The organism is Pseudomonas sp. ACN5, from assembly GCF_002303975.1.
Lineage (GTDB): Bacteria > Pseudomonadota > Gammaproteobacteria > Pseudomonadales > Pseudomonadaceae > Aquipseudomonas > Aquipseudomonas laurylsulfatiphila.
This window is the reverse complement of the sequence record NZ_MRCP01000001.1, coordinates 219,639-241,146: the sequence shown is the minus strand read 5'-3', so window position 1 is coordinate 241,146 and position 21,508 is coordinate 219,639. Positions and strand designations below refer to the sequence as shown.

At 60.7% G+C, this 21,508-nt stretch carries 22 protein-coding genes; 15 read left to right on the top strand and 7 right to left on the bottom strand.

Going from position 1 to position 21,508, the window contains the following annotated elements; genetic code table 11:
- Nucleotides 1–2: 2 nt before the first annotated feature.
- From BSF40_RS01190 to BSF40_RS01180, 3 genes are all read left to right on the top strand, one after another.
- Complete coding sequence (locus BSF40_RS01190; RefSeq protein ID WP_095963805.1) at nucleotides 3–1,361, top strand: TolC family outer membrane protein; 1,359 nt, start codon at nucleotides 3–5, stop codon at nucleotides 1,359–1,361.
- 16 nt (nucleotides 1,362–1,377) lie between these two features.
- A complete protein-coding gene (locus tag BSF40_RS01185; protein WP_095963804.1) occupies nucleotides 1,378–3,537 on the top strand; it encodes a type I secretion system permease/ATPase in 2,160 nt (719 codons plus the stop codon).
- 180 nt (nucleotides 3,538–3,717) lie between these two features.
- Complete coding sequence (locus BSF40_RS01180) at nucleotides 3,718–5,082, top strand: HlyD family type I secretion periplasmic adaptor subunit (RefSeq protein ID WP_095963803.1); 1,365 nt, start codon at nucleotides 3,718–3,720, stop codon at nucleotides 5,080–5,082.
- 140 nt (nucleotides 5,083–5,222) lie between these two features.
- On the opposite strand, the gene BSF40_RS01175 is transcribed toward BSF40_RS01180, so the two are convergent.
- Nucleotides 5,223–5,819: a tRNA-uridine aminocarboxypropyltransferase gene (locus BSF40_RS01175; RefSeq protein ID WP_095963802.1), complete on the bottom strand. Its 597-nt coding sequence runs from the start codon at nucleotides 5,817–5,819 to the stop codon at nucleotides 5,223–5,225.
- 4 nt (nucleotides 5,820–5,823) lie between these two features.
- Nucleotides 5,824–6,717, bottom strand: coding sequence for a LysR family transcriptional regulator (locus BSF40_RS01170; protein ID WP_007972518.1), 894 nt, complete (start codon nucleotides 6,715–6,717; stop codon nucleotides 5,824–5,826).
- Nucleotides 6,718–7,064: 347 nt separating this feature from the next.
- Between BSF40_RS01170 and speB the strand changes: the two genes are divergently transcribed.
- The 6 genes from speB (at nucleotide 7,065) to BSF40_RS01140 (ending at nucleotide 12,691) form a co-directional block, all read left to right on the top strand.
- A complete protein-coding gene (speB, locus tag BSF40_RS01165) occupies nucleotides 7,065–8,015 on the top strand; it encodes an agmatinase (RefSeq protein WP_007972517.1) in 951 nt (316 codons plus the stop codon).
- 9 nt (nucleotides 8,016–8,024) lie between these two features.
- The gene (locus BSF40_RS01160) at nucleotides 8,025–8,447 is read left to right on the top strand and encodes a nuclear transport factor 2 family protein (protein ID WP_095963801.1); all 423 of its coding nucleotides are present in this window, start codon (nucleotides 8,025–8,027) and stop codon (nucleotides 8,445–8,447) included.
- Nucleotides 8,448–8,502: 55 nt separating this feature from the next.
- Nucleotides 8,503–10,014 (top strand): cytosine permease, encoded by a 1,512-nt coding sequence (locus tag BSF40_RS01155; RefSeq protein WP_095963800.1) that lies wholly within the window; start codon nucleotides 8,503–8,505, stop codon nucleotides 10,012–10,014.
- Between the two features lie 164 nt (nucleotides 10,015–10,178).
- Nucleotides 10,179–11,558, top strand: a complete 1,380-nt coding sequence (locus tag BSF40_RS01150; protein ID WP_095963799.1) for a sodium:solute symporter — start codon at nucleotides 10,179–10,181, stop codon at nucleotides 11,556–11,558.
- Nucleotides 11,559–11,643: 85 nt separating this feature from the next.
- The gene (locus tag BSF40_RS01145; protein WP_095963798.1) at nucleotides 11,644–12,369 is read left to right on the top strand and encodes an MBL fold metallo-hydrolase; all 726 of its coding nucleotides are present in this window, start codon (nucleotides 11,644–11,646) and stop codon (nucleotides 12,367–12,369) included.
- A 70-nt stretch (nucleotides 12,370–12,439) separates the two neighbouring features.
- Nucleotides 12,440–12,691, top strand: coding sequence for a phosphopantetheine-binding protein (locus BSF40_RS01140; RefSeq protein ID WP_095963797.1), 252 nt, complete (start codon nucleotides 12,440–12,442; stop codon nucleotides 12,689–12,691).
- An 87-nt stretch (nucleotides 12,692–12,778) separates the two neighbouring features.
- Here BSF40_RS01140 and BSF40_RS32900 read toward each other — a convergent pair whose 3' ends face one another.
- Nucleotides 12,779–12,907, bottom strand: coding sequence for a PA1414 family protein (locus BSF40_RS32900; protein ID WP_007972508.1), 129 nt, complete (start codon nucleotides 12,905–12,907; stop codon nucleotides 12,779–12,781).
- 135 nt (nucleotides 12,908–13,042) lie between these two features.
- Nucleotides 13,043–13,936: a LysR family transcriptional regulator gene (locus BSF40_RS01135; protein ID WP_095963796.1), complete on the bottom strand. Its 894-nt coding sequence runs from the start codon at nucleotides 13,934–13,936 to the stop codon at nucleotides 13,043–13,045.
- A 104-nt stretch (nucleotides 13,937–14,040) separates the two neighbouring features.
- Between BSF40_RS01135 and BSF40_RS01130 the strand changes: the two genes are divergently transcribed.
- On the top strand, nucleotides 14,041–15,222 hold the full coding sequence (locus BSF40_RS01130) for an MFS transporter (protein ID WP_095963795.1): 1,182 nt from the start codon (nucleotides 14,041–14,043) through the stop codon (nucleotides 15,220–15,222).
- On the opposite strand, the gene BSF40_RS01125 is transcribed toward BSF40_RS01130, so the two are convergent.
- Both BSF40_RS01125 and BSF40_RS01120 read right to left on the bottom strand, forming a co-directional pair.
- The gene (locus BSF40_RS01125; RefSeq protein ID WP_095963794.1) at nucleotides 15,167–16,099 is read right to left on the bottom strand and encodes a DMT family transporter; all 933 of its coding nucleotides are present in this window, start codon (nucleotides 16,097–16,099) and stop codon (nucleotides 15,167–15,169) included. The genes BSF40_RS01130 and BSF40_RS01125 overlap by 56 nt on opposite strands.
- Nucleotides 16,100–16,278: 179 nt before the next feature.
- Complete coding sequence (locus tag BSF40_RS01120) at nucleotides 16,279–17,115, bottom strand: S1 RNA-binding domain-containing protein (RefSeq protein ID WP_095963793.1); 837 nt, start codon at nucleotides 17,113–17,115, stop codon at nucleotides 16,279–16,281.
- 350 nt (nucleotides 17,116–17,465) lie between these two features.
- On the opposite strand from BSF40_RS01120, the gene BSF40_RS01115 reads away from it, so the two are divergent.
- The 3 genes from BSF40_RS01115 to BSF40_RS01105 all read left to right on the top strand — a co-directional run bounded on the left by BSF40_RS01115 (nucleotide 17,466) and on the right by BSF40_RS01105 (nucleotide 19,531).
- Nucleotides 17,466–17,654, top strand: a complete 189-nt coding sequence (locus tag BSF40_RS01115; RefSeq protein ID WP_015096330.1) for a hypothetical protein — start codon at nucleotides 17,466–17,468, stop codon at nucleotides 17,652–17,654.
- 207 nt (nucleotides 17,655–17,861) lie between these two features.
- Nucleotides 17,862–18,584: a TorF family putative porin gene (locus BSF40_RS01110; protein ID WP_095963792.1), complete on the top strand. Its 723-nt coding sequence runs from the start codon at nucleotides 17,862–17,864 to the stop codon at nucleotides 18,582–18,584.
- Nucleotides 18,585–18,661: 77 nt separating this feature from the next.
- A complete protein-coding gene (locus BSF40_RS01105) occupies nucleotides 18,662–19,531 on the top strand; it encodes a DUF6279 family lipoprotein (protein ID WP_095963791.1) in 870 nt (289 codons plus the stop codon).
- Nucleotides 19,532–19,668: 137 nt separating this feature from the next.
- Here the strand turns inward: BSF40_RS01105 and BSF40_RS01100 are convergent, their stop codons facing one another.
- Nucleotides 19,669–20,061 carry a transcriptional regulator gene (locus tag BSF40_RS01100; RefSeq protein WP_095963790.1) on the bottom strand — a complete coding sequence of 131 codons (393 nt, stop codon included), beginning with the start codon at nucleotides 20,059–20,061 and terminating at the stop codon, nucleotides 19,669–19,671.
- Between the two features lie 194 nt (nucleotides 20,062–20,255).
- Between BSF40_RS01100 and BSF40_RS01095 the strand changes: the two genes are divergently transcribed.
- Nucleotides 20,256–20,990: a thioredoxin family protein gene (locus BSF40_RS01095; protein ID WP_095963789.1), complete on the top strand. Its 735-nt coding sequence runs from the start codon at nucleotides 20,256–20,258 to the stop codon at nucleotides 20,988–20,990.
- Between the two features lie 196 nt (nucleotides 20,991–21,186).
- The gene (locus BSF40_RS01090) at nucleotides 21,187–21,465 is read left to right on the top strand and encodes a hypothetical protein (RefSeq protein WP_095963788.1); all 279 of its coding nucleotides are present in this window, start codon (nucleotides 21,187–21,189) and stop codon (nucleotides 21,463–21,465) included.
- Nucleotides 21,466–21,508 lie beyond the last annotated feature (43 nt).

Genomic DNA, 21,508 nt, shown 5'->3' with positions numbered 1-21,508 from the left:
CCATGCGCCTATTCACCCCCCTCAGCCGCGCGGTTCTTTTGGCCATGGCCTGCTCGTACCAAGCCCAGGCCATGACGCTGACCGAGGCAATCCAGAGCACCATCGCGACGCACCCGGAACTGGCATCGCGGGTGGACAGCCGTCTGTCGGCTGACGAAGACGTGAAGGTCGCGAAAGGGGGCTTTTATCCATCGGTCGATCTGAACGCCGCTTACGGGCGCGGGTACAGCGATAACACCAATACCCGGGCGCTCGGCAATCACCACACCGAAATTCTCAACTACACCCAGTCGGAATTGCGCCTGCGGCAAATGCTTTTTGACGGGTTCAACACCGCCAATGAAGTCGATCGCACCAAAGGCGTGGTCAACTCGCGAGCCTATTACGCTCAGGGTACGGCTCAGGATCTGGCCCTGCGCACCACCGAGGTTTATCTCGAGGTGCTCAAGCACCGCGAACTGGTGACCCTGGCCAAGAACAACCTGCAAGCGCACTTGCGGGTCAACGACCAGATCGGCCTGCGCACCCAGCGCGGCGTGGGTAGCAACGCCGATGCCGACCAGTCCAGCGCTCGCCGGGCACTGGCAGAAAACAACCTCGACACCGCCGAAGTCAATCTGGCTGACGCCGAGTCGAACTTTTACGCCGTTGTCGGGCGTATGCCCGATGAACTCGAAACCCCGCCATCGATTCGCGGCGAAGTCCCTGCCTCCCTGCCCGAAGCCCAGCAGAGCATGGTGGAAAACAACCCTTACCTGAAATCCGCCCAGGCCGACGTGCAATCGGCCGAAAGCCAGTACGAAGTTGCCAAGTCGCCCTTCTACCCACGCCTTGACGCCGAGGCGGCAGTGGGCGCGAACAACAACGTGCAGGGTGACGAAGGCCACGACAACGAGTGGCGGGTCGGCGTGGTGATGAATTACAACCTGTTCCGCGGCGGCAGCGACAAGGCGCGCCTGGCCTCCGACGCGCACAAGATCAACCAGGCCATGGACATCCGCAACAATGCCCTGCGCCAGCTCAACGAGAATATTCACCTGGCCTGGAACGCCATGGTCAATGCCAAGAAACAAACCCCGACCGCCCGTGAATACGCCGACACCAGCAAGCGCGTACGCATTGCTTATCAGGATCAGTTCGGCCTCGGCCAGCGGACCCTGCTTGACCTGCTCGACAGCGAAAACGAACTCTACAACGCCAACCGCCGCTACACCGAAGTGCGCTACACCGAAGAATTTTCGATGTACCGCATCCTGGCGAACATGGGGCAGTTGTTGAGCAAACAACGGGTCGTACTGCCCGCCGACGCGATCGCCCAGACCGAAGTGAAAAACGAAGCTCGTCTGCCTGAAATGAAGTAGTGCATGGGAGGGTTCAATGACCAGCATGGAACCCGGCAACACCGGTGTCGATCCGCGCCTGAGCTTCGATGACCCGCTTCTGGACGGTCTGTTGATCCTCTGCAAACTCCATGGCGCGACGGTCAGTCGCGCCAGCCTCAGTGCCGGGCTCCCCATGGCACACCAACGCCTGAGCCTGGACCTGCTGCCCCGTGCAGCGGCCCGGGCCGGTTTGCAGGCGCGCCTGCTGCGCCGTGACCTCAAGGACATCTCGCCGCTCAACCTGCCCGTGCTGCTGTTGCTCAACAACGGCCGCACGGCCGTCCTGCGTCGTTATGCCGAAGACGGCAAGGTGCTGATCCTGCCCAGCGAAGCCGACGGCGGCGAACAATGGCTCAGCCCTGAAGAGTTGGCCGAACACTACAGTGGCCAGGCGCTGTTTGCCCGGCCACGCCACGAACTCGAAGACTTGCGCTCGCCGCTGGTGCCTCGGGTCCAGGCCTGGTTCCGCGATACGCTGAAGCTGTCGAAATGGCTCTACAGCGACGCGATCCTGGCGAGTTTCCTGATCAACCTGCTGGGTCTGATGGTGCCGCTGTTCGTGATGCAGACCTACGACCGCGTGGTACCGAACCAGGCCACTTCGACCTTGTGGGTGCTGGCGATCGGTTTGCTGATCGGCACCGCTTTCGAACTGGTGCTGCGGGTCGTTCGCGCGCACCTGCTGGATACCGCCGGCAAGAAAACCGACGTGATCCTGTCGGCGACCCTGTTCGAGCGCATCACCGGCATGGCGATGAAAGCGCGGCCGGCGACCATCGGTGGTTTTGCCCAAAGCATTCATGACTTCCAGGGCCTGCGGGAGTTTCTCACCGCCGTGACCCTCACCAGCCTGATCGACCTGCCCTTCTGCCTGCTGATGCTGCTGGTGATCGGCCTGCTCGGTGGCTGGCTGGTGGTGATTCCGGTTCTGGCGTTTCCCATCACCATCCTATTCGCCATGGTGATCCAGGTACGCCTGCGCGACACCGTACAGAAAAGCCTCAGCCTCGGTGCCGAACGCCAGGCGTTGCTGATCGAAACCCTCAGCGGCCTGGAAACCCTCAAGGCCTGCAGCGCCGAAAGCGAACGCCAGCACAAATGGGAAAGCACCCACGGCGCCCTCACCCGCCTCGACAGCCATGCGCGCAACCTCTCGGCCCTGGCCACCAACGGCACGCTGTTCATCCAGCAGCTGTCGGGCATGGCGACCATCGTCGCCGGGGTCTACAGCATCATCGCTGGCAATCTCAGCGTCGGTGCCCTGGTCGCCAGCTACATGCTCGGCAGTCGGGTATTGGCGCCACTGGGACAGATCGCCGGCCTGATCACCCGCTACCAGCAAGCGCAACTGACCATGAAAAGCACCGACGCGCTGATGGGCCTGCCCCAGGAGCGCGACGCCAAACAGCGGCCATTGGAGCGCACGCAACTGCAAGGGGCGCTGGATGTTGTCGGCGTGACCTTCCACTACAACGGCCAGAATACCCCGGCGCTGGCCAACGTCAGTTTCAGCGTGAAACCCGGTGAGCGAATCGGCGTGATCGGTCGCAGCGGCTCGGGAAAAAGCACCCTGGCGCGGCTGGTGATGGGTTTCTACGAACCGGAAGAAGGCCAGCTATTGCTCGACGGCCTGGACTTGCGACAGCTGGACGTCGCCGACCTGCGCCATCAGATCGGTTACGTCGCTCACGACCTGCCGCTGCTGGCCGGCAGCCTGCGCGATAACCTGACCCTCGGCGCGCGCTACATCAGTGACTCACGCATGCTCGAAGTGGCCGAACTCACCGGCGTCACCGAACTGGCCCGGCAACACCCGCAAGGCTTCGACCGGCCCGTGGGCGAGCGCGGACAGTTGCTGTCCGGTGGTCAGCGCCAAGCGGTTTTGCTGGCCCGGGCCTTGTTGCTCGACCCGCCGATCCTGCTGCTCGACGAACCGACCAGCGCCATGGACAACAGCAGCGAAGACGTTCTGCGGCAAAAACTCCACGGCTGGGTCCAGGGCAAAACCGTGCTGCTGGTGACTCACCGCACCTCGATGCTGAGCCTGGTGGATCGGCTGGTGGTGCTGGACAACGGACGGATCGTCGCCGACGGGCCGAAAGAAGCAGTCATCGATGCATTGCGCAAGGGCCGTGTCGGCTCTGCGGCTGTTTAGATACGAATACACAGCCTGTGGCGAGGGAGCTTGCTCCCGCTGGGTTGCGAAGCAGCCCCCTCGTTGTGTCACCTGGATCGCGCCAGCAGTTTTTGCGACGGCTTCGCCGCCGGACGGGAGCAAGCTCCCTCGCCACAGGATTGTGTTCGGCACTATTTCTCTTAACTGACGGGTATCGCCATGTCTGCTCGAACGCCAGATTCAGCGCCCCGAGGCTACTTCAACAGCTTCGGCAAAAGCGCCGAAGTCGAATTCATGCCGGAAACCGCCGGCGCCTCGTTGCAGGACTCGCCGCGCTGGTCGCGGATCACCGTGTGGCTGACCGCTGCACTGCTGATCTGCGCACTGGTCTGGGCCAAGTTCGCCGTCTTGCAGGAAGTGACCATGGGCGAAGGCAAGGCGATTCCGTCGAGCAAGGTCCAGGTGATCCAGAACCTCGAGGGCGGCATCGTCACCGAAATCTTTGTGCGTGAAGGGCAGATGGTGAACAAGGGCGACACCTTGCTGCGCCTGGATGACACGCGCTACCTGTCGAACAAGGGCGAAAGTGAAGCCGATCGCTACGCCTTGACCGCGCAGGTCGAACGGCTCTCGGCCGAAGCCGAAGGCCGGCCGTTCAAGCTGTCAGAAGAAGTGATCGCCAAGGCGCCGCAAGTGGCCGAAGACGAGCGCTCTCTGTACGAGCAGCGGCAACGTCGACTCGCGAGCGAGCAGCGCACACTGTCCGAACAACTTCGGCAAAAAACCCAGGAATTGGCGGAGTTCCGCTCGAAACAGGGTCAATTCAGTTCAAGCCTGGCGCTCCTGCAACAAGAGATGAACATGTCCACGCCGCTGGTGGGCACCGGTGCCGTGTCGCCGGTGGAAATCCTGCGCCTCAAACGCAGCGCCGTGGAGATTCGCGGCTCGCTGAACGCCACCACCCTGGCGATTCCCCGGGCGGAATCGGCGATCAACGAGATCAAAAGCAAGATCGACGAGTCGGAGCAAACCTTCCGTTCGGAAGCGGCCAAAGAGCTGAACGAGAAACGCACCGACCTGTCGAAAATAACGGCATCGAGCATCGCCATCGACGACCGTGTGACCCGCACCACCGTGGTCTCGCCGGTGCACGGCATCATCAAGGTGCTGAAGGTCAACACCATCGGTGGTGTGGTCCAGCCCGGCAGTGACATGGTGGAAATCGTGCCGCTGGAAGACAACCTGCTGATCGAGGCCAAGGTCCGCCCGCAGGACGTTGCATTCCTGCATCCGGGCCAGAAAGCCATGGTCAAGTTCAGTGCCTACGACTACACCATTTACGGCGGCCTGAGCGCCAAGCTGGAGCTGATCGGCGCCGACACCATCACCGACGACAAGGGCAACAGCTTTTATCTGATTCAGGTGCGCACCGACAAAAACCATCTGGGCGGGGATGTGAAACCGCTGCTGATCATCCCGGGGATGGTGGCGACAGTGGACATTATTACCGGGGAGAAAACGGTGCTGGATTACTTGCTTAAACCGGTGTTGAAAGCGCGGACCGAGGCGATGCGGGAGCGGTAGTTTCTGGCTGAGATTTTCTGGTGATTGTTCCGCCGCCTTCGCGAGCAAGCCCGCTCCCACATTCGATCGTATTTCTCCTGGAGGAACCCGGTCGAATGTGGGAGCGGGCTTGCTCGCGATGAGGCCGGCACAAACAGCGATCATTTATCACCATGATTACGCTGGTAAACCTCCTCCCCCATCGCCGCAATCTGCCCCTCGATCAACGCTTCAAACGGCTTTAACAACGACGCGAACGAAGTCGGCGCTTCGAGGGTTTCCAGCGCCTGCACAATCGCCTCCACTGTCGACAACGCCCCCGGTCCCGGTGCCTTGCGCAGCCGGTAACGGGACACACCGCCTTCAGCCAGCGTCACCCTCGGCAATGCCGCCAGCAGCGGATTGAGGTGCAGCATCTTGCGCGCCTTGCGCCAGGTGCCATCCGGGACGACCAGCAACATCGATTCATCAGAGCAGCCATAGGCTTTCATCGGCTGCGCTTCTTCACCCGGAAACAACAACCGCGCCGTATATCCCGGACGGTTCAACAACACCGGCAAATCCTCGAACACCTCGCCCACGATCAACTCGGCATTGCTCAAGCCCAACGCTGCCAACCGCGCTGTATTGAGTGCATGGTTCACTTCGCTCGGATGCTGCAACAACAGCACGCGAGTGCGGCTGTCGAGATTCGGGATCAACGGGCACAGGCAATGAGATTGCGGACGCAGGCAGCGTGGGCATTGGATTCTGGACATCTTTTCAGGCCTGATTCAGTTGGGCTTTAAGCAAATCACGGAACGTCTGGATCAGCGGCTCGCGGCTACGGCCCCGGCGCACGATCATCGAGAACGGCGCCTGATAACCAAAGGTCGCCGGCAGCAACACCCGCAAGTCGCCCTTGTCGGCCCAGGCCTGGGCATAGTGCTCCGGCAGATAGCCGATGTAGGCGCCCGACAGCACCAGAATCAACTGAGCTTCCATACTTTCCACGGTCGCGGCGCTGTGCTTGAAACCGTGACGCGCCAGCTCGGCCTGGCTCCAGTAGCCGCGGCCGACCATGCGCTGCTGGGTGATGACCTGCTCGGGAATGCGCCGCTCGTTGAACAGCGGATGACGCGTGCTGCAATACAACCAGTGTTGTTCACGGTACAGCGGCATATACACCAGACCGCTCATGCGCGTGGAAAACGCACCGATGGCCAGGTCGAGACGGTTGTCTTGCACGCCGAGCTGCAGTTCGTAAGGGCTCATGACCGACAGGTGCAAGTGCACCGCCGGGTGTTCCTGGCTGTAGGCGCCGATGGCTTCGGCGAACGGCAGGGCCTTGTCGCTGACGGTGGAGTCGATCACCCCGAGGTTCAAGGTGCCGCGCAACTCGCCCTTGAGGGCGGCGGCGTACTGCTCGAAGCCTTCGAGTTCCCCCAACAGACGCAGGGTTTCCTGATGGAACAACTCACCCTTGCTGGTCAGGCTGAACCCGCCACGACCGCGATGGCAAAGCACCAGGCCCAGGGCCGCTTCGAGCTGGCTCATGTAGGTGCTGATGGCTGACGTCGAGAGGTTGAGCTCCTGCTGGGCGTTGGCAAAGCCCTGGTGACGCACCACGCTGACGAAGATGCGCAATAGTTTCAGGTCAGGTAAAGCGTTGGCCATGTCGGGCTCCGGTGGAAGGGAACACAAACCCTGTGGGAGCGGGCTTGCTCGCGAAAGCGGTGTATCTATTTACATTGATGGCGACTGATACGACGCCTTCGCGAGCAAGCCCGCTCCCACAATGGTTGCAGTGCTCACCCCTGGATTGCCAGGCATCAGGGGTTCTGCGTATGGCGTGAAGTCTATCGCTGCCACATCAATTAGTTTAGAAAAATCTGAACTAAGTATTTGCCCGTAGCGATTCTTCCCGGCCACTACATTTCGCAGAATCGGTGCCACAAGGTGCGCTCGTACTTCCGTGAACGGCGCAACCACATAAATAAAACAACGACGATGAGGCCCTACCCGTGGACAAGATTCTTCACCAACCACTGGGCGGCAACGAAATGCCGCGCTTCGGCGGCATCGCCACCATGATGCGACTCCCCCACTTGAATACCGCTGCCGGCCTGGACGCTGCCTTCGTAGGCGTGCCGCTGGACATCGGTACTTCCCTGCGCCCTGGCACCCGTTTCGGGCCTCGCGAAATCCGTGCTGAATCGGTGATGATTCGCCCGTACAACATGGCCACTGGCGCTGCGCCGTTCGACTCGCTGTCGGTTGCCGACATCGGCGACATCGCGATCAACACCTTCAACCTGCTGGATGCCGTGCGGATCATCGAGGAGTCCTACGACAACATCCTCGAACACGACGTGATCCCCCTGACCCTGGGCGGCGACCACACCATCACCCTGCCGATCCTGCGTGCCATCCACAAGAAGCACGGCAAGGTCGGCCTGGTGCACATCGACGCTCACGCTGATGTGAACGATCACATGTTCGGCGAGAAAATCGCCCACGGCACCACGTTCCGTCGCGCCGTTGAAGAAGGCCTGATTGACCCGGACCGCGTGGTGCAGATCGGCCTGCGCGCCCAGGGCTACACCGCTGACGACTTCAACTGGAGCCGCAATCAGGGCTTCCGTGTGGTTCAGGCCGAAGAGTGCTGGCACAAATCGCTGGAGCCGTTGATGGCTGAAGTCCGCGAGAAAGTCGGTGGCGGTCCTGTCTACCTGAGCTTCGACATCGACGGTATCGACCCGGCCTGGGCACCAGGCACCGGCACCCCGGAAATCGGCGGTCTGACCACCATTCAGGCGATCGAGATCGTTCGTGGCTGCCAAGGCCTCGACCTGGTCGGTTGCGATCTGGTAGAAGTCTCGCCCGCTTATGACACCACTGGTAATACCTCGCTGCTGGCCGCCAACCTGCTGTACGAAATGCTCTGCGTACTGCCTGGCGTAGTCCACCGCTGAGGATGGTTCATGAACGAACGCGATCAGGTTCTGAAAGCCGCCGCTGATCTGGTGTCCGCTTTTGCCCGTAACGATCGCGAAGCCTACTTCGGCGCTTTCAGCTTTGAAGCCAGCTTCGTCTTCTACACCCTCGAAAAGCCCCTGCTGTCGCGCGACGCCTACCAGGCGATGTGGGACAGCTGGCGCGCCGAGGATGGCTTCGAGGTGCTCTCGTGCACCTCGAGCAACGCTTTCGTCAGCCTGCAGGGTGACGTGGCGATTTTCATCCATGACGTCGCCACCGAGCTGCGCATGCTAGGGGAGCAGCACTTTAGCCAGGAGCGCGAGACGATTGTTTTCAAGAAACAAGCGTCTGGCCAAGAACAACAAGGCCTATGGCTGGCCTGTCACGAACATTTGTCCGCGATGCCGGAAGGGCTGCCACCCCCTTAGCCAACACAGGTGACGCTCACGCACGATGAGCGCGCCTTTATGATCGGAGCTGATCATGAATAACAACAACAAAGACCAAAGCCTTACGCAAATTGAAACCCACGGGGTCGAACAAATCCCGGACAACGAACGCACCGCAGGCCCGACGGACTTGTTCCGGATGATCTTCGGGGGTTCCAACACCTTTGCAACCGCCGTCCTCGGCAGTTTCCCGGTCCTGTTCGGCCTGTCTTTCCAGGCGGGCGTCTGGGCGATTGTGCTGGGCGTGTTGCTGGGTTCGCTGATCCTCGCGCCAATGGGCCTGTTCGGCCCGATCAACGGCACCAACAACGCCGTGTCTTCCGGTGCACACTTCGGCGTGCACGGGCGGATCGTCGGTTCGTTCCTGTCGCTGTTGACCGCCATCGCCTTCTTCTCGCTCTCGGTGTGGAGTTCGGGTGATGCGCTGATCGGTGGGGCCAAACGCCTGATCGGCCTGCCGGAAACCGACCTGACCCTGGGCCTGGCCTACGGTCTGTTCGCGATCCTGGTGCTGACGGTCTGCATCTATGGTTTCCGTTTCCTGCTGTGGGTCAACAAGATCGCCGTATGGAGCGCCAGCCTGTTGTTTCTGCTGGGTGCCTTCGCCTTCGCCGGTCCCTTCGACGTGAACTACGCCGGCACGGTGAACATGGGTCAGCCAGGTTTCTGGGCCGCCTTCATCGGTGCAGCACTGGTGGCCATGAGCAACCCGATTTCCTTCGGTGCGTTCCTCGGCGACTGGTCGCGCTACATTCCGCGTGACACCTCCAAGCGCCGCATCATGGCGGCGGTGGTGATTTCGCAGATCGCAACGTTCATCCCGTTCCTGTTCGGCCTGACCACCGCCACCATCGTAGCGATCAAGGCACCGGACTACATCGCGGCCAACAACTATGTCGGCGGCCTGCTGGCGGTATCGCCGAGCTGGTTCTTCCTGCCGGTGTGCCTGATCGCGGTGATCGGCGGCATGTCCACCGGCACCACTTCGCTGTACGGCACCGGCCTGGACATGTCCAGCGTATTCCCACGGGTACTGTCGCGGGTCAAGGCCACGCTGCTGATCGGTGTGATGTCGATTGCCTTCATCTTCATCGGGCGCTTCGCGGCCAACCTGGTGCAGAGCGTGTCGACTTTCGCCGTGCTGATCATCACCTGCACCACCCCCTGGATGGTGATCATGATCATCGGCCTGCTGGTGCGTCGCGGCTTCTACTGCCCGGATGACCTGCAAGTGTTCACCCGCGGCGAGAAAGGTGGCCGTTACTGGTTCACCCACGGCTGGAACTGGCGTGGCCTGGGTGCCTGGATCCCGAGCGCGGCCGTCGGCCTGTGCTTCGTGAACCTGCCGGGTCAGTTTGTCGGGCCGCTGGGCGAAATGGCCGGTGGTATCGACATCAGCCTGCCCGTGACCTTGGGCCTGGCCTCGCTGGTGTACCTGGCGCTGCTGAGCCTGTTCCCGGAATCGCGCGAAGTGTTCGGCCCGAACGACCCTCGCAGCAAGAGCACGGATTCGCTCGCCAAACCGGCGATGCGTCAAGTCGCCTGATGTAACACAAACCTGTGGGAGCGGGCTTGCTCGCGAAGACGGCGGCACATTCAACACTGATGTGACTGACAGACCGCTTTCGCGAGCAAGCCCGCTCCCACAAAAAGCTGCCCCACAGAAACGCCTTTGTTCCACATAAAAAAGACAATCGGAGACACGCCATAATGGCTTTGGATTTATTCGTTGTACTCATCTACGCCGCCGCGATGTTGCTGCTTGGCTATTACGGCATGCGCAAGGCCAAGACCAACGAAGACTTTTTGGTCGCCGGTCGTAACCTCGGCCCAAGCCTGTACATGGGCACCATGGCTGCCACCGTTCTGGGCGGCGCGTCCACCGTGGGCACCGTGCGTCTGGGCTACGTGCATGGCATCTCCGGCTTCTGGCTGTGCGCCGCGCTGGGTTGCGGGATCGTGGCGCTGAACCTGTTCCTCGCCAAACCGCTGCTGAAACTGAAGATCTACACCGTTACCCAGGTGCTGGAAAAACGCTACAACCCGATGGCCCGCTCCGCGAGCGCGGTGATCATGCTGGCCTACGCGCTGATGATCGGCGTCACCTCGATCCTGGCGATCGGCACCGTTCTGCAAGTGTTGTTCGGCCTGCCGTTCTGGATCTCGGTATTGCTGGGCGGTGGCGTCGTGGTGATCTACTCGGCCATTGGCGGCATGTGGTCCCTGACCCTGACCGATATCGTCCAGTTCGTGATCAAGACCGTGGGCCTGATGTTCATCCTGCTGCCAATCTGCATGTACCGCGTCGGCGGCTGGGATGAGTTGGTCATGAAACTGCCGGCGGCGAGCTTCAGCTTCACCACCATCGGCTGGGACACCATCATCACCTACTTCATGATCTACTTCTTCGGCATCCTGATCGGTCAGGACATCTGGCAACGGGTATTCACCGTCAAGACCGCCAAAGTGGCTCAGGTTGCCGGTACCGCCGCCGGTATCTACTGCATCCTCTACGGTCTGGCCTGCGCCCTGATCGGCATGGCTGCACACGTACTGATCCCGGATCTGGACAACGTCAACAACGCCTTCGCCGCCATCGTCAAACTGTCCCTGCCGGACGGCATCCGTGGCCTGGTGATCGCTGCCGCACTGGCCGCCATGATGTCCACCGCCAGCGCCGGCCTGCTGGCCGCTGCCACCACCCTGACCGAAGACCTGCTGCCGAAACTGCGTGGCGGCAAACAGTCGAGCCTGGGCCTCAACCGCCTGGTCACCATGCTGACCGGTATCGTGGTGCTGGGTATCGCCCTGGTGGTGAACGACGTGATCAGCGCCCTGACCCTGGCCTACAACCTGTTGGTAGGCGGCATGCTGATCCCGCTGATGGGCGCGATCTTCTGGAAACGCGCCACCACCGCCGGCGCCATCGCCAGCATGGGCATGGGCTTCGCCACCGCGCTGCTGTTCATGTTCAAGGACGGTCTGGACGCCAACACCCCGATCTACTACAGCCTCGGTGTAGGCCTGGTGAGCTTCGTGGTGGTGAGCTTGATGTCCCGCCGCACGGCAGCAGTGGCCAGCGCTGCCTAAGCTGAACATAACGACTTGATGCTTTCTTCGACGAGTGTGGCGTCGGTTGCCACACTCGTTTTTTTTCGTCTGAAGGAAAGTGCTTATGAAGATCGTCAGCCGCGATCAGTGGTTCGAAGTCAAACATCTCAGCGACGGCATCCGCTTGATTCACGAGCCGTACATCCGGCCTTTCTACCGCTGCAACCTCTGGCACATCCAGGGCCGTGACAGGGACCTGCTGCTGGACAGCGGCTCGGGCCTGGTCAGCCTGCGCGAGCAACTGCCGTGGATCACCGAGCGGCCGCTGGTGGCCGTGGCCAGCCACTGCCATTTCGATCACATCGCCGGTCATCACGAATTCGCCGAGCGTCTGGTGCATCCGGCCGAGGCGGACATTCTGGCCGCGCCGGATGGCGACAACGACTTGAGCAAAGCCTTTGTCGGCGACGACATGTTCGAGGCGCACCCCGATTGCCCGCTGTGCTACGCCGAATACCGGGTCAAGGCCGCGCCGGCCACGGGTTTTGTCGAAGATGGAGATGTGCTGGACCTGGGCAACCGCGTGTTGCAGGTCGTGCACACGCCGGGACACTCGCCGGGTGGCATCTGCCTGTACGAAGCCGCCACCGAGACCTTGTTCAGCGGCGACATCATCTACGACGGGCCGTTGATCGAAGACGCCTACCATTCCAACCTCGAGGACTACGCACGCAGCCTGCAACGCCTGCATGCGCTGCCGATCCGCACGGTGCATGGCGGGCATTTCGGCAGTTTTTCCGGAGAGCATTTGCGCGGCATGATTGACGAATGGCAACGCTCCCACGGCTAAAGCCTGCTGTACTCAACGGCAGGGAATGCACCGGCAGGGAGAACTGCACCCACTTCCTCGAAGAACGATCATGAAAGAAGCCGCCCTTCGTGCTGTCGTACATCGCTACATCAGCCGCCTGCTGGAAGGCCGGGATGACTTCGACGACAACGCCAGCCTGGCGCAGTTGGGATTGGACAAAAAAGATATCGAAGAGCTGATCTTCCATCTGGAAGATGAACTGGGTGTGACGGCGTTTACCGTGGAAGAAGACCGGATGCTCAAGACCGCCAGGACGGTGAATGATTTGAGCCGATTCTTGCTGGAGATTGGGCGGGACTAACGCTGGTGATCAAACGTACACGAAGTGGCAAGGGAGCTTGCTCCCTTGCCACGGGAAAACCTTTCACCTGTCAGGTGTTATCTGCCATTACCGGCGTCGCTGCTGGCGCCGACGCTGCTCGTCGTCAGTACGAACAGGCACGGGTTGCAGAGGCGGTTCGATCAAGCCGAGCGCCACGCCCAGGTCATGCAGCCAGTTTTGGATTTTCTCTTTCATGGTGCCCCCTTCAGGGTAGTGCCGAGCGGCCAAAATTCTGTAGCCCCTTCGCACTGATAATAGTCCGAAGTCCTACGCAATGCTCGTGCAAAGTCGCAATGATCTGTTACTGAATCCATCACAATCAGCCGGCGTTCAGGCAATTTCACGCGCCTGCACCGGTGCCTGCGGAAAAACCGCCTGTTGCTGCTCGATCCAGGCATTCAGGTTGGCCCCGACCATGCCCTTGCGCCACATCAGCCAGGTGGTCGCACTGGCAAACGGCTCGGCCAACGGGTGCACGGCCACACTCTCGCGGCCCGGCAGGCTGGCGAGCATCGACTCCGACATCAGCGCCACACCGGAACCGGCAATCACACACGCAAGCATTCCCGGATAGGACTCGATCTCCATCGCCCGGCCCATCGCCGCATGGTCATGGGCGAACCAGGCCTCCAGGCGCATGCGATAGGAGCAGCCCTGACGAAAAGTGAACACCGCGCGACCTTCCACATCCAGCGCGCTGCGCACGGGCGGATGATCGGCCTCGCTGATCAGCACCAGACGCTCATCGCACAAGGGCACACCGTCGAGCCCGGCCAGCTCCATAGGGCCATCCACCAGCGCCGCATCGAGTCGACCGGTGAGCAGGCCTTCGAGCAATTCACCGCTGGGGCCGGATTGCACTTGCAGGTTCACCGCCGGATACAGGCGGTGATAGCGCGCCAACAGCCCCGGAAGGTGAATAGCCGCCGTGCTGTACATGGTGCCGAGCACGAAGTCGCCCGCCGGTTGCCCGCCCTGCACGGCCGCGCTGGCTTCGTCGCGCAAGGCAAACAACCTGGCGGTGTAGTCCAGCAGGACTTTTCCCGCAGGCGACAGCTGCAAACGCTGACGCTCGCGCAGGAACAGTTCTACACCCAGTTGCTCTTCCAGCTGTTTGAGCCGGGTCGACAGGTTCGACGGCACTCGATGCAGCCGTTCGGCGGCCCGGGTGATGGACCCTTCCTCCGCTACCGCCTGGAAGATGCGTAATTGGCTGAACTCCACGATATTCTCCAAAAAAGAACAAGTTACTCACTATTATTCATTTTTAAAGAAAGTCAATCAGCCCTAGCCTGACGGTCATCGATCCTCTGAACGGTATCCAGACCATGTCTCCCCTGATTCGCTTATCCGCCAGTTTCGTTGCCCTGATGATGGCCATGGGCATCGGCCGTTTTGCCCTGACGCCGCAATTGCCACACCTGCTCAGCGAAGGTCAGATCGACCTGACCGCCGCCGGGCTGATTGCCGCCGCCAACTACCTCGGTTATTTCATCGGCGCGGTGGACGCCATGTTTTCCCGGCGTCCCGCGCAAGTGCGCCGGCGCTTGCTGGGCGGGTTGTGGCTCTGCGTGTTGCTGACCCTGGCGTCGTTCTGGGCCAACGGGTTCTGGTCGCACCTGCTGCTGCGCTTCGGCACCGGTGTGGCCAGCGCCTGGGTGTTGGTGATGATCACCGCGCTGAGCCAGCCGCTCGCGGCAGCGGCCGGTCGTCCCCGGCTCGGCGCTCTGGTCTTCGCCGGACCGGGCCTGGGGATTTTTCTCACAGGTTTGTTGGCCCTGGGCTCAAATCTGCTGGGCCAGACATCCGCCACCTTGTGGCTGGTGTACGCCGCTGCAGGGCTGGCGATGCTGCTGGGGATTCTGCCGTTCCTGCCGCAAGCGAGCGCAATCGCAACCGCTGAACCCGGCGCCAGCGCACCGGGCACTCAAGGCATCGCTCGCCTGGGCTTGGTCTACGGTTTGTACGGGTTGGGCTACATCATCCCGGCGACCTTTCTGTCGCAAATGGCCAATGCGCAATTCCATGGCCAATGGCAGGCCGACCTGTTCTGGCCGTGCTTCGGTCTTGCGGCGGCTACGGGTGTGGTACTGGTGAGTCTGCGTCGCCAAAAAGCGGGCGCAACGCGGCGCTGGTTGATGGCAACGTTATGGCTGCAAGCTGCGGGCGTGTTTGCCTGCCTGCTGGCCAACGGTCCGGGGCTGGCATTGGGTGTGATCCTGTGTGGCACGCCGTTCCTGGCCTGCATGCAACTGGTGATCCAGCGTTCCCGGGAACTGGCCCCCCATGCCACCCAACGCAATGCCGGCCTGCTGACGGCCTGCTTTGCCGTGGGCCAGCTTAGCGGGCCATTGCTGGCGGCGCTCAGCAGTCATTTCAGTGGCGGCTTGCAGCCGGCACTGGTGGTCGCCGGCTGCGGCTTGCTGGTCGCCGGCGGCCTGTTGCTCGCGCCGGTCAGTGCTGCCCCAGCGCTTTGCGCAAACGACGGCGCAGCCACTGCTCAGCGCTGACAAAGGTGATGCCCGCCAACACCAGCACTGCGCCAAGCACGAAGTTCAGGCTCAGTTCCTCCCCCAGCAGCACGACACCAAAGGTGACGCCGAACAACGGCGTCATGAACGAAAACACCGCGAGGTTCGCCGCCAGGTAACGGCGCAACAACCAGAACCACACCAGGTAACTGAAGAACGACACGACCACGCCCTGAAACAGCACACTGGTGACCGCCACGGTGGTCAGGCTGACATGGGTGATCTGGCCACTGAGCAGAGCGATCAACAGCAAACCGAAAAAACCGACAATCAACTGATAGAACAGCGTCAGGGTCACCGGCGCTTCCGACAGGCGCGAGGCGCGCACCACCACCGTGGTCGCGCCCCAGGCGGCCCCCGCCAGTACCCCCAGGGCATCGCCCATCAACATGCGGTAATCAAGGTTGTCCCAGGACACCCCGCCGGCAAACGCGATGGCAATCCCGATAAAGGCCAGGACGATCCCCAGCCATTGCAGGGGTCGCAAACGCTCACTGGGCAATAACCAGTGCACACCCAACGCCGTGAAGATCGGCGCGGTGTAGAGGAACACCGACATGTGCGCCGCCGTGGTCAGTTGCAGACCTTCGGAAATGAAGAAGAACTCCAGGCCGAACAAGGCTCCGGCCAGCAGACCGCCGCGCCAGGTCGTATTCACCTGGTTCCAGCCGCCCTTCCAGCAGATCAGCAGCCCGACCAGCAACGCCGACATGCCGGAACGTCCGGCCGCCTGCATCACCGGCGCGATATCGGCCGCCGCCCACTTGATCATCACCTGCTGAACGCCCCAGACCAGGCACAATCCGACCATCACTTGCAGGGCAAACCCGTCGGTACTGCGCCGGGTAACGCTCACCGGAACACCTCGAAGACACAATCCATGGCAAAGACTCGGCAGTAAAAGCAAACCCCGGCTGTCGATTATCAACCAGAAGGCCGGAAAATAACCCTGTAGGAGCTGCCAAAGGCTGCGATCCTGATTTCAAGGATCAAAAGATCGCAGCCTTCGGCAGCTCCTACAGGGGCAGAGTGGGATCAGCTAAGTTCGATACGATCGGCATGAATGACAATCTGGCCATTCTTGTACAACGCGCCAATGGCCTTCTTGAAGTTGCCCTTGCTGACACCGAACAGACTGCTGATCAACGCCGGATCGCTCTTGTCGCTCACGGCCAGGGTGCCGTTGTTTTCACGCAACTTGGCGAGGATCTTCGAGTTCAGGCTAGTGGCCGCTTCTTGGCCGACCGGCTGCAGGCTCAGGCTGATCTTGCCATCGGCGCGAACTTCCTTGATGAAACCCTTTTCTTCTTTACCGGCGCGCATGAACTTGAAGATTTCGTTCTTGTGGATCAGGCCCCAATGCTTGTTGTTGATGATGGCCTTGAAGCCCATGTCCGTGGCTTCGGCCACCAGCAAGTCCACTTCCTGGCCAGCCGTGTAGTTGGCCGGGGTCTTGTCCAGATAGCGGTCCAGGCGCGCGGTCGCGGTAATGCGGCGGGTGTGCTTGTCGAGGTAGACGTGTACCACCACATACTCGCCCGCCGTCATCTGACGCTTCTCTTCGGAGAACGGCAGCAACAGGTCCTTGGGCAAGCCCCAGTCCAGGAATACGCCGATGCTGTTGACTTCAACAACTTTCAAACTGGCGAATTCACCCACTTGAACTTTCGGCTTTTCAGTAGTGGCGATGAGTTTGTCATCGCTGTCCAGATATATAAAAACGTTGAGCCAGTCTTCATCTTCGCTAGGAATATCTTTTGGAATATAACGATTTGGCAGAAGGATTTCGCCATCCGCGCCACCGTCCAGATATAAACCGAAGTTAGTGTGTTTAACCACTTGCAAACTGTTGTAACGCCCGACTAAAGCCATGTCCAATACCCTCATTGCGTGGGCGGCATTCTACCCGGTTTTAAGCGCCGCGTTCGGCCCCCGGCCCGGTGGTGCGAGAAAATCCTCTGAAGGCCTTGATTTTCATGGGCTTTCATCGCATGCCTGGCCGCTCGTCAGACCGATCCGGGCATTCAGGCCATGCCCAGACAAGCGTGGCGCAGTATTTTTCAAGGCATGTTCTTAATTAAAACAGCGGCTTAGACGTATATTTCGAATATTGTCCGAGTACTGATTACCCCGACCTCACGAGTATTGCGAGGGGATATTTGCCAAGCAATTATCAGGTAATTCCTGTACGATGCCTGGCCAAGTTAATTTTCTACAGGTTAATGGCCGCCATGCGCGTAAAAGCATCCACCAGCAAAGCAAAGCCAGCTCCAGCCGTTGAAACCAGCGAGTCGATCAACAGCCAGATCGCAGCGTTCCTCAAGTCCGGCGGTGAAATCCAGCAAATTGCCAAAGGCGTCAGCGGCCAGACGTTCGGCCCGTCCAAGCAGATCACCCTGGGCAAAAAGTAAACCCCTCGCGTCACCTGGTCCCAAAGCGCTTTGAGCCTCGAAGCGCTTGGACTGGAACCCTCTTCACTCCCTCCGGCACCCCCATCAAATCCATGGAAATCGACGAACGGCCTTCGCTGCCGATCATTCGCCGGTATCCTTGCACGCGTCTGGATCAAGCGTTTCAGCGGGCTCGCCAGCCTGCACTCGCTGCTCATGGAGTGACGCATGTTCAAACCTTTCTGTTTATCGGCATTGCTCGGCGGTCTGTTGGTTTGCTCCGCAGCACACGCACAAATCTTTCAGCGTGAACTGGGTGCCTTCGACCTCAAGCTCGGCACCACCCCCACCCGCAGCATGGCCCAAGGTCTGGTCAAACCCTCGGCCGTCGGTTCGTTCCACGCAGGCCTGGACCTGAGCCACGACAGCGGTTTCTACGTGGGCCAATGGTCACCCAGCATGGGCATCAGCCCGGGGAAAGACCTCGAGATCGACTCCTACGCGGGCTTTAAACAACCCTTCGACCAAACCCTCGGCTACGAAGTGGGCCTGATCCGCTACAGCTACCCCGAAGTCACCACCCCTGACAGCCAGGAACTGTTCGGCGGCCTGACCTTGCTCGGCAGCCGTTTCGGTATAGCCTTCAGCAATGACCCGGACAAACAGAACAACACGCTGTTCGCTGACTTGAGCGGCAATCAACCGTTCGGTGTCGGTATCAGCCTGAAATACACCACCCACCAATTCAATACGCCAGTGGCGGTGGATGGCGGGTATGTAGGCAGTTTTACCGATTGGTCGCTGAAATTGTCCCGCCCGTTCATGGGCATCGACCTCGACCTGATCTACAGTGACTCCAGCCTGAGCGGCAGCGGTTGCTCGGCCTATGCCGGGCACAACAGCCGATGCGACGGGCTGGTGACGCTCAAGGCCGAACACGCGTTCTATTGATCGGCTGAACTGCCGGCCCTCTCCTGGGTTCACAAGAGAATCAGACCCCGAAGACTGGCTTTCGCAAGGATTCGCCCATGCCCCGCTGGTTCATACATATCGCCGTTGTGTTGACCGTTGCCCTCGCCCTCGGCGCCTGCAGCCGCGTGGGCCTGGCCTACCGCAATCTCGATGTGATCATCCCGTGGACGCTCAGCGACTACCTGGACATGAACGGCGAGCAGAAAAGCTGGCTGGACGAACGCTTGAAGGAACACCTGAGCTGGCACTGCACCACCCAACTGCCCGGCTATCTCGACTGGCTGGACCGCCTGCAAACCATGATCGCGACCAACCAGGTCACCGATGCCGCCTTGCAGGCCCGCGCCCACGAAGCCGAACAGGCAATCGCCGAGACCGCGCGGGAAATCACCCCGTCGGCCATCGAGTTGCTGCAAGGGCTGGATGACAAGCAAGTCGCCGAAATGAACGATGCCTTCGCCAAGGACCGGCGCAAACGCCAGGAGGAATACCTCAAGCCCACCCTCGACCAGCAGATCAAGGAGCGCAGCGCGCGCATGGAGAAGCGCCTGAACGACTGGCTCGGCCCGCTGAACAACACCCAGCAACAGCGGGTCACCACATGGTCCAGGGCCTTGGGTGATCAGAATACGCAGTGGCTGGCCAATCGTGTCCATTGGCAGAAACAGTTCAGCGCGGCCGTTGCGCAACGCCAGAGTCCACAATTCCCACAACGAATCGAGACACTTTTGATCAATCGCGAGAGTTTGTGGACACCCGCCTATCGTAAGGCCTTTGCCAACACCGAGGCCCAGGCACGTTCGCTGTTCGTGGATCTCATGGCTGCAAGCACACCGAGCCAGCGTGAACGATTACTGAAGAAAATCGAGGGTGTAAGAAAGGACTTCAGTGACCTGAAGTGCCTGAAAGCGGCGAAACAAGGCTAAGCCCAGCGTAGATCCAATGTGGGAGCGGGCTTGCTCGCGAAGACGTCGGCACATCCAACATGGATGTGACTGACAGACCGCTTTCGCGAGCAAGTCGAATCGTCGCACCGCCGCTCCCACAAAGGCACAACCGCATCTCAGGCAATCTGCGCCTTCGACGCCACCTCATCAAACGTCATCTCATCCAGCGCATCCTCCTGTTCATCGAGCACCTGCCGCGGGTGATCATTACCGGGAATACTGCTGTCGAGCAGGCTCAACAAACGCGATCCCCGCGCCGTCAAAATGTAATTGGCACCCGTACCCCCTTCGTCTTCCGGTCGCGGCGCGATATAGCCACGCATCAGCAGCAGCTTTTCGTACTCGCCAGCCACCGTTTTCAAGTGATCAAGATTTTCTATCGACTCGCCTTCCGCGGCCTTCTGCGCCGCATGCTGTTCGGCGTAAGGCCGCGGCGTGAAGTTGTGGCCTGCGCTGTTTTGCGCTTCATGCAGCAAGCGCTCGATCAAGTCCCAGTTGTAAGTCGTCATCCTGATTCAACCTCCGGTGTCCGTTCGATGGATGCCCGTGCAATTGAACGGGCCTTACAGGTTGTGACCGGTGCGCCCGGCAGCCGTTCAGACGGCCCTTCGCTGACGACCGACCGGCGGCATGTCGAATTCCACCCAAGCCAAACGACTAGTCTGTGTAGGTCACCTCCCAGCCCCACGCAGGAGAAAACAACATGAACATCCAGAATCACCCCGTCGTGTCGCGGGAAGAATGGCTCGCCGCCCGCAAACAACACCTGATCCACGAGAAAGCCTTCACCAGGGAACGGGACAAACTCAGCGCCGAACGCCGCGCCCTGCCCTGGGTGAAAATCGACAAGGACTACCATTTCCAGGGGCCCAATGGCGAACTGAAACTGGCGGACCTGTTCGGCGGCCGCAGTCAGTTGGTTATCTACCACTTCATGTTCGCCGAGGGCTGGGACGAGGGCTGCCCCGGTTGCTCGTACCTCAGCGATCACATCGACGGCGCCAACCAGCACCTGGCCCACCACGACATTGCAGTGGTGGCGGTTTCCCACGCACCCTTCGCCGAATTCCAGGCCTTCAAGCGGCGCATGGGCTGGAGGTTCGACTGGGTGTCGTCGGCAGGATGCGACTTCAACTACGACTTTGGCGTCTGTGCCCGGGCCGAAGAGGTCGCCGCAGGAAAGGCTACGTACAACTACGAAAAAACCGACGGCGCCGAGGAAGAACTCCCTGGTCTCAGCGTGTTTTATCGCAATGAAGCCGGCGAAATCTTCCACACCTACTCCACCTATGCCCGTGGCCTGGACATGCTGGTTGGCGCCTACAACTACCTCGACCTGACGCCCAAGGGTCGCAACGAGGAGGAAATCATGGAGTGGGTGCGCCACCATGACAAATATGAGGAACAGGCGAAGTCGAGTTGCTGCCATGGTAGTTAGCCCCCCGGACACCGAGGTGCGGCCTTCGCGGGCAAGCCCGCTCCCACAGTTTTCCGTGTTGCTCACAAAACCTGTGGGAGCGGGCTTGCCCGCGAAGGGGCCCTGACAACCCACGAAAATTTCACAGACTGAACTTTCCCCAAGGGCCAGCGCTCAACCGGATAACCCGCCTTGACCGGAACTGAGGCCCGCCCCCATGAAACCACTGCTGAAGAAGCTCACTCTCGCCGCTGCCCTCGCTTGTGCCCTGCCCGCCTGGGCCTGCACGCCCGAGGAAGCCACCGCCAAGCGCGAACAACTGGCCCGGGAAGTGGCCAAGCTCACCGAGCAGAACCCGACCAAGGCCAAAGAGATCAATGACGAGTTGCAAAAAATGGATCTGGGCACTGCCTCGAAAGACTTGCCGGACAAGTGCCAGTTGATCGACCAGCGCTTGAAGGAGTTGGGCTCTGCCGAGAAGAAAACCGAAGGCTGATAGACGCCAGGAATAAAAAAACCCGGACACTGTCCGGGTTTTT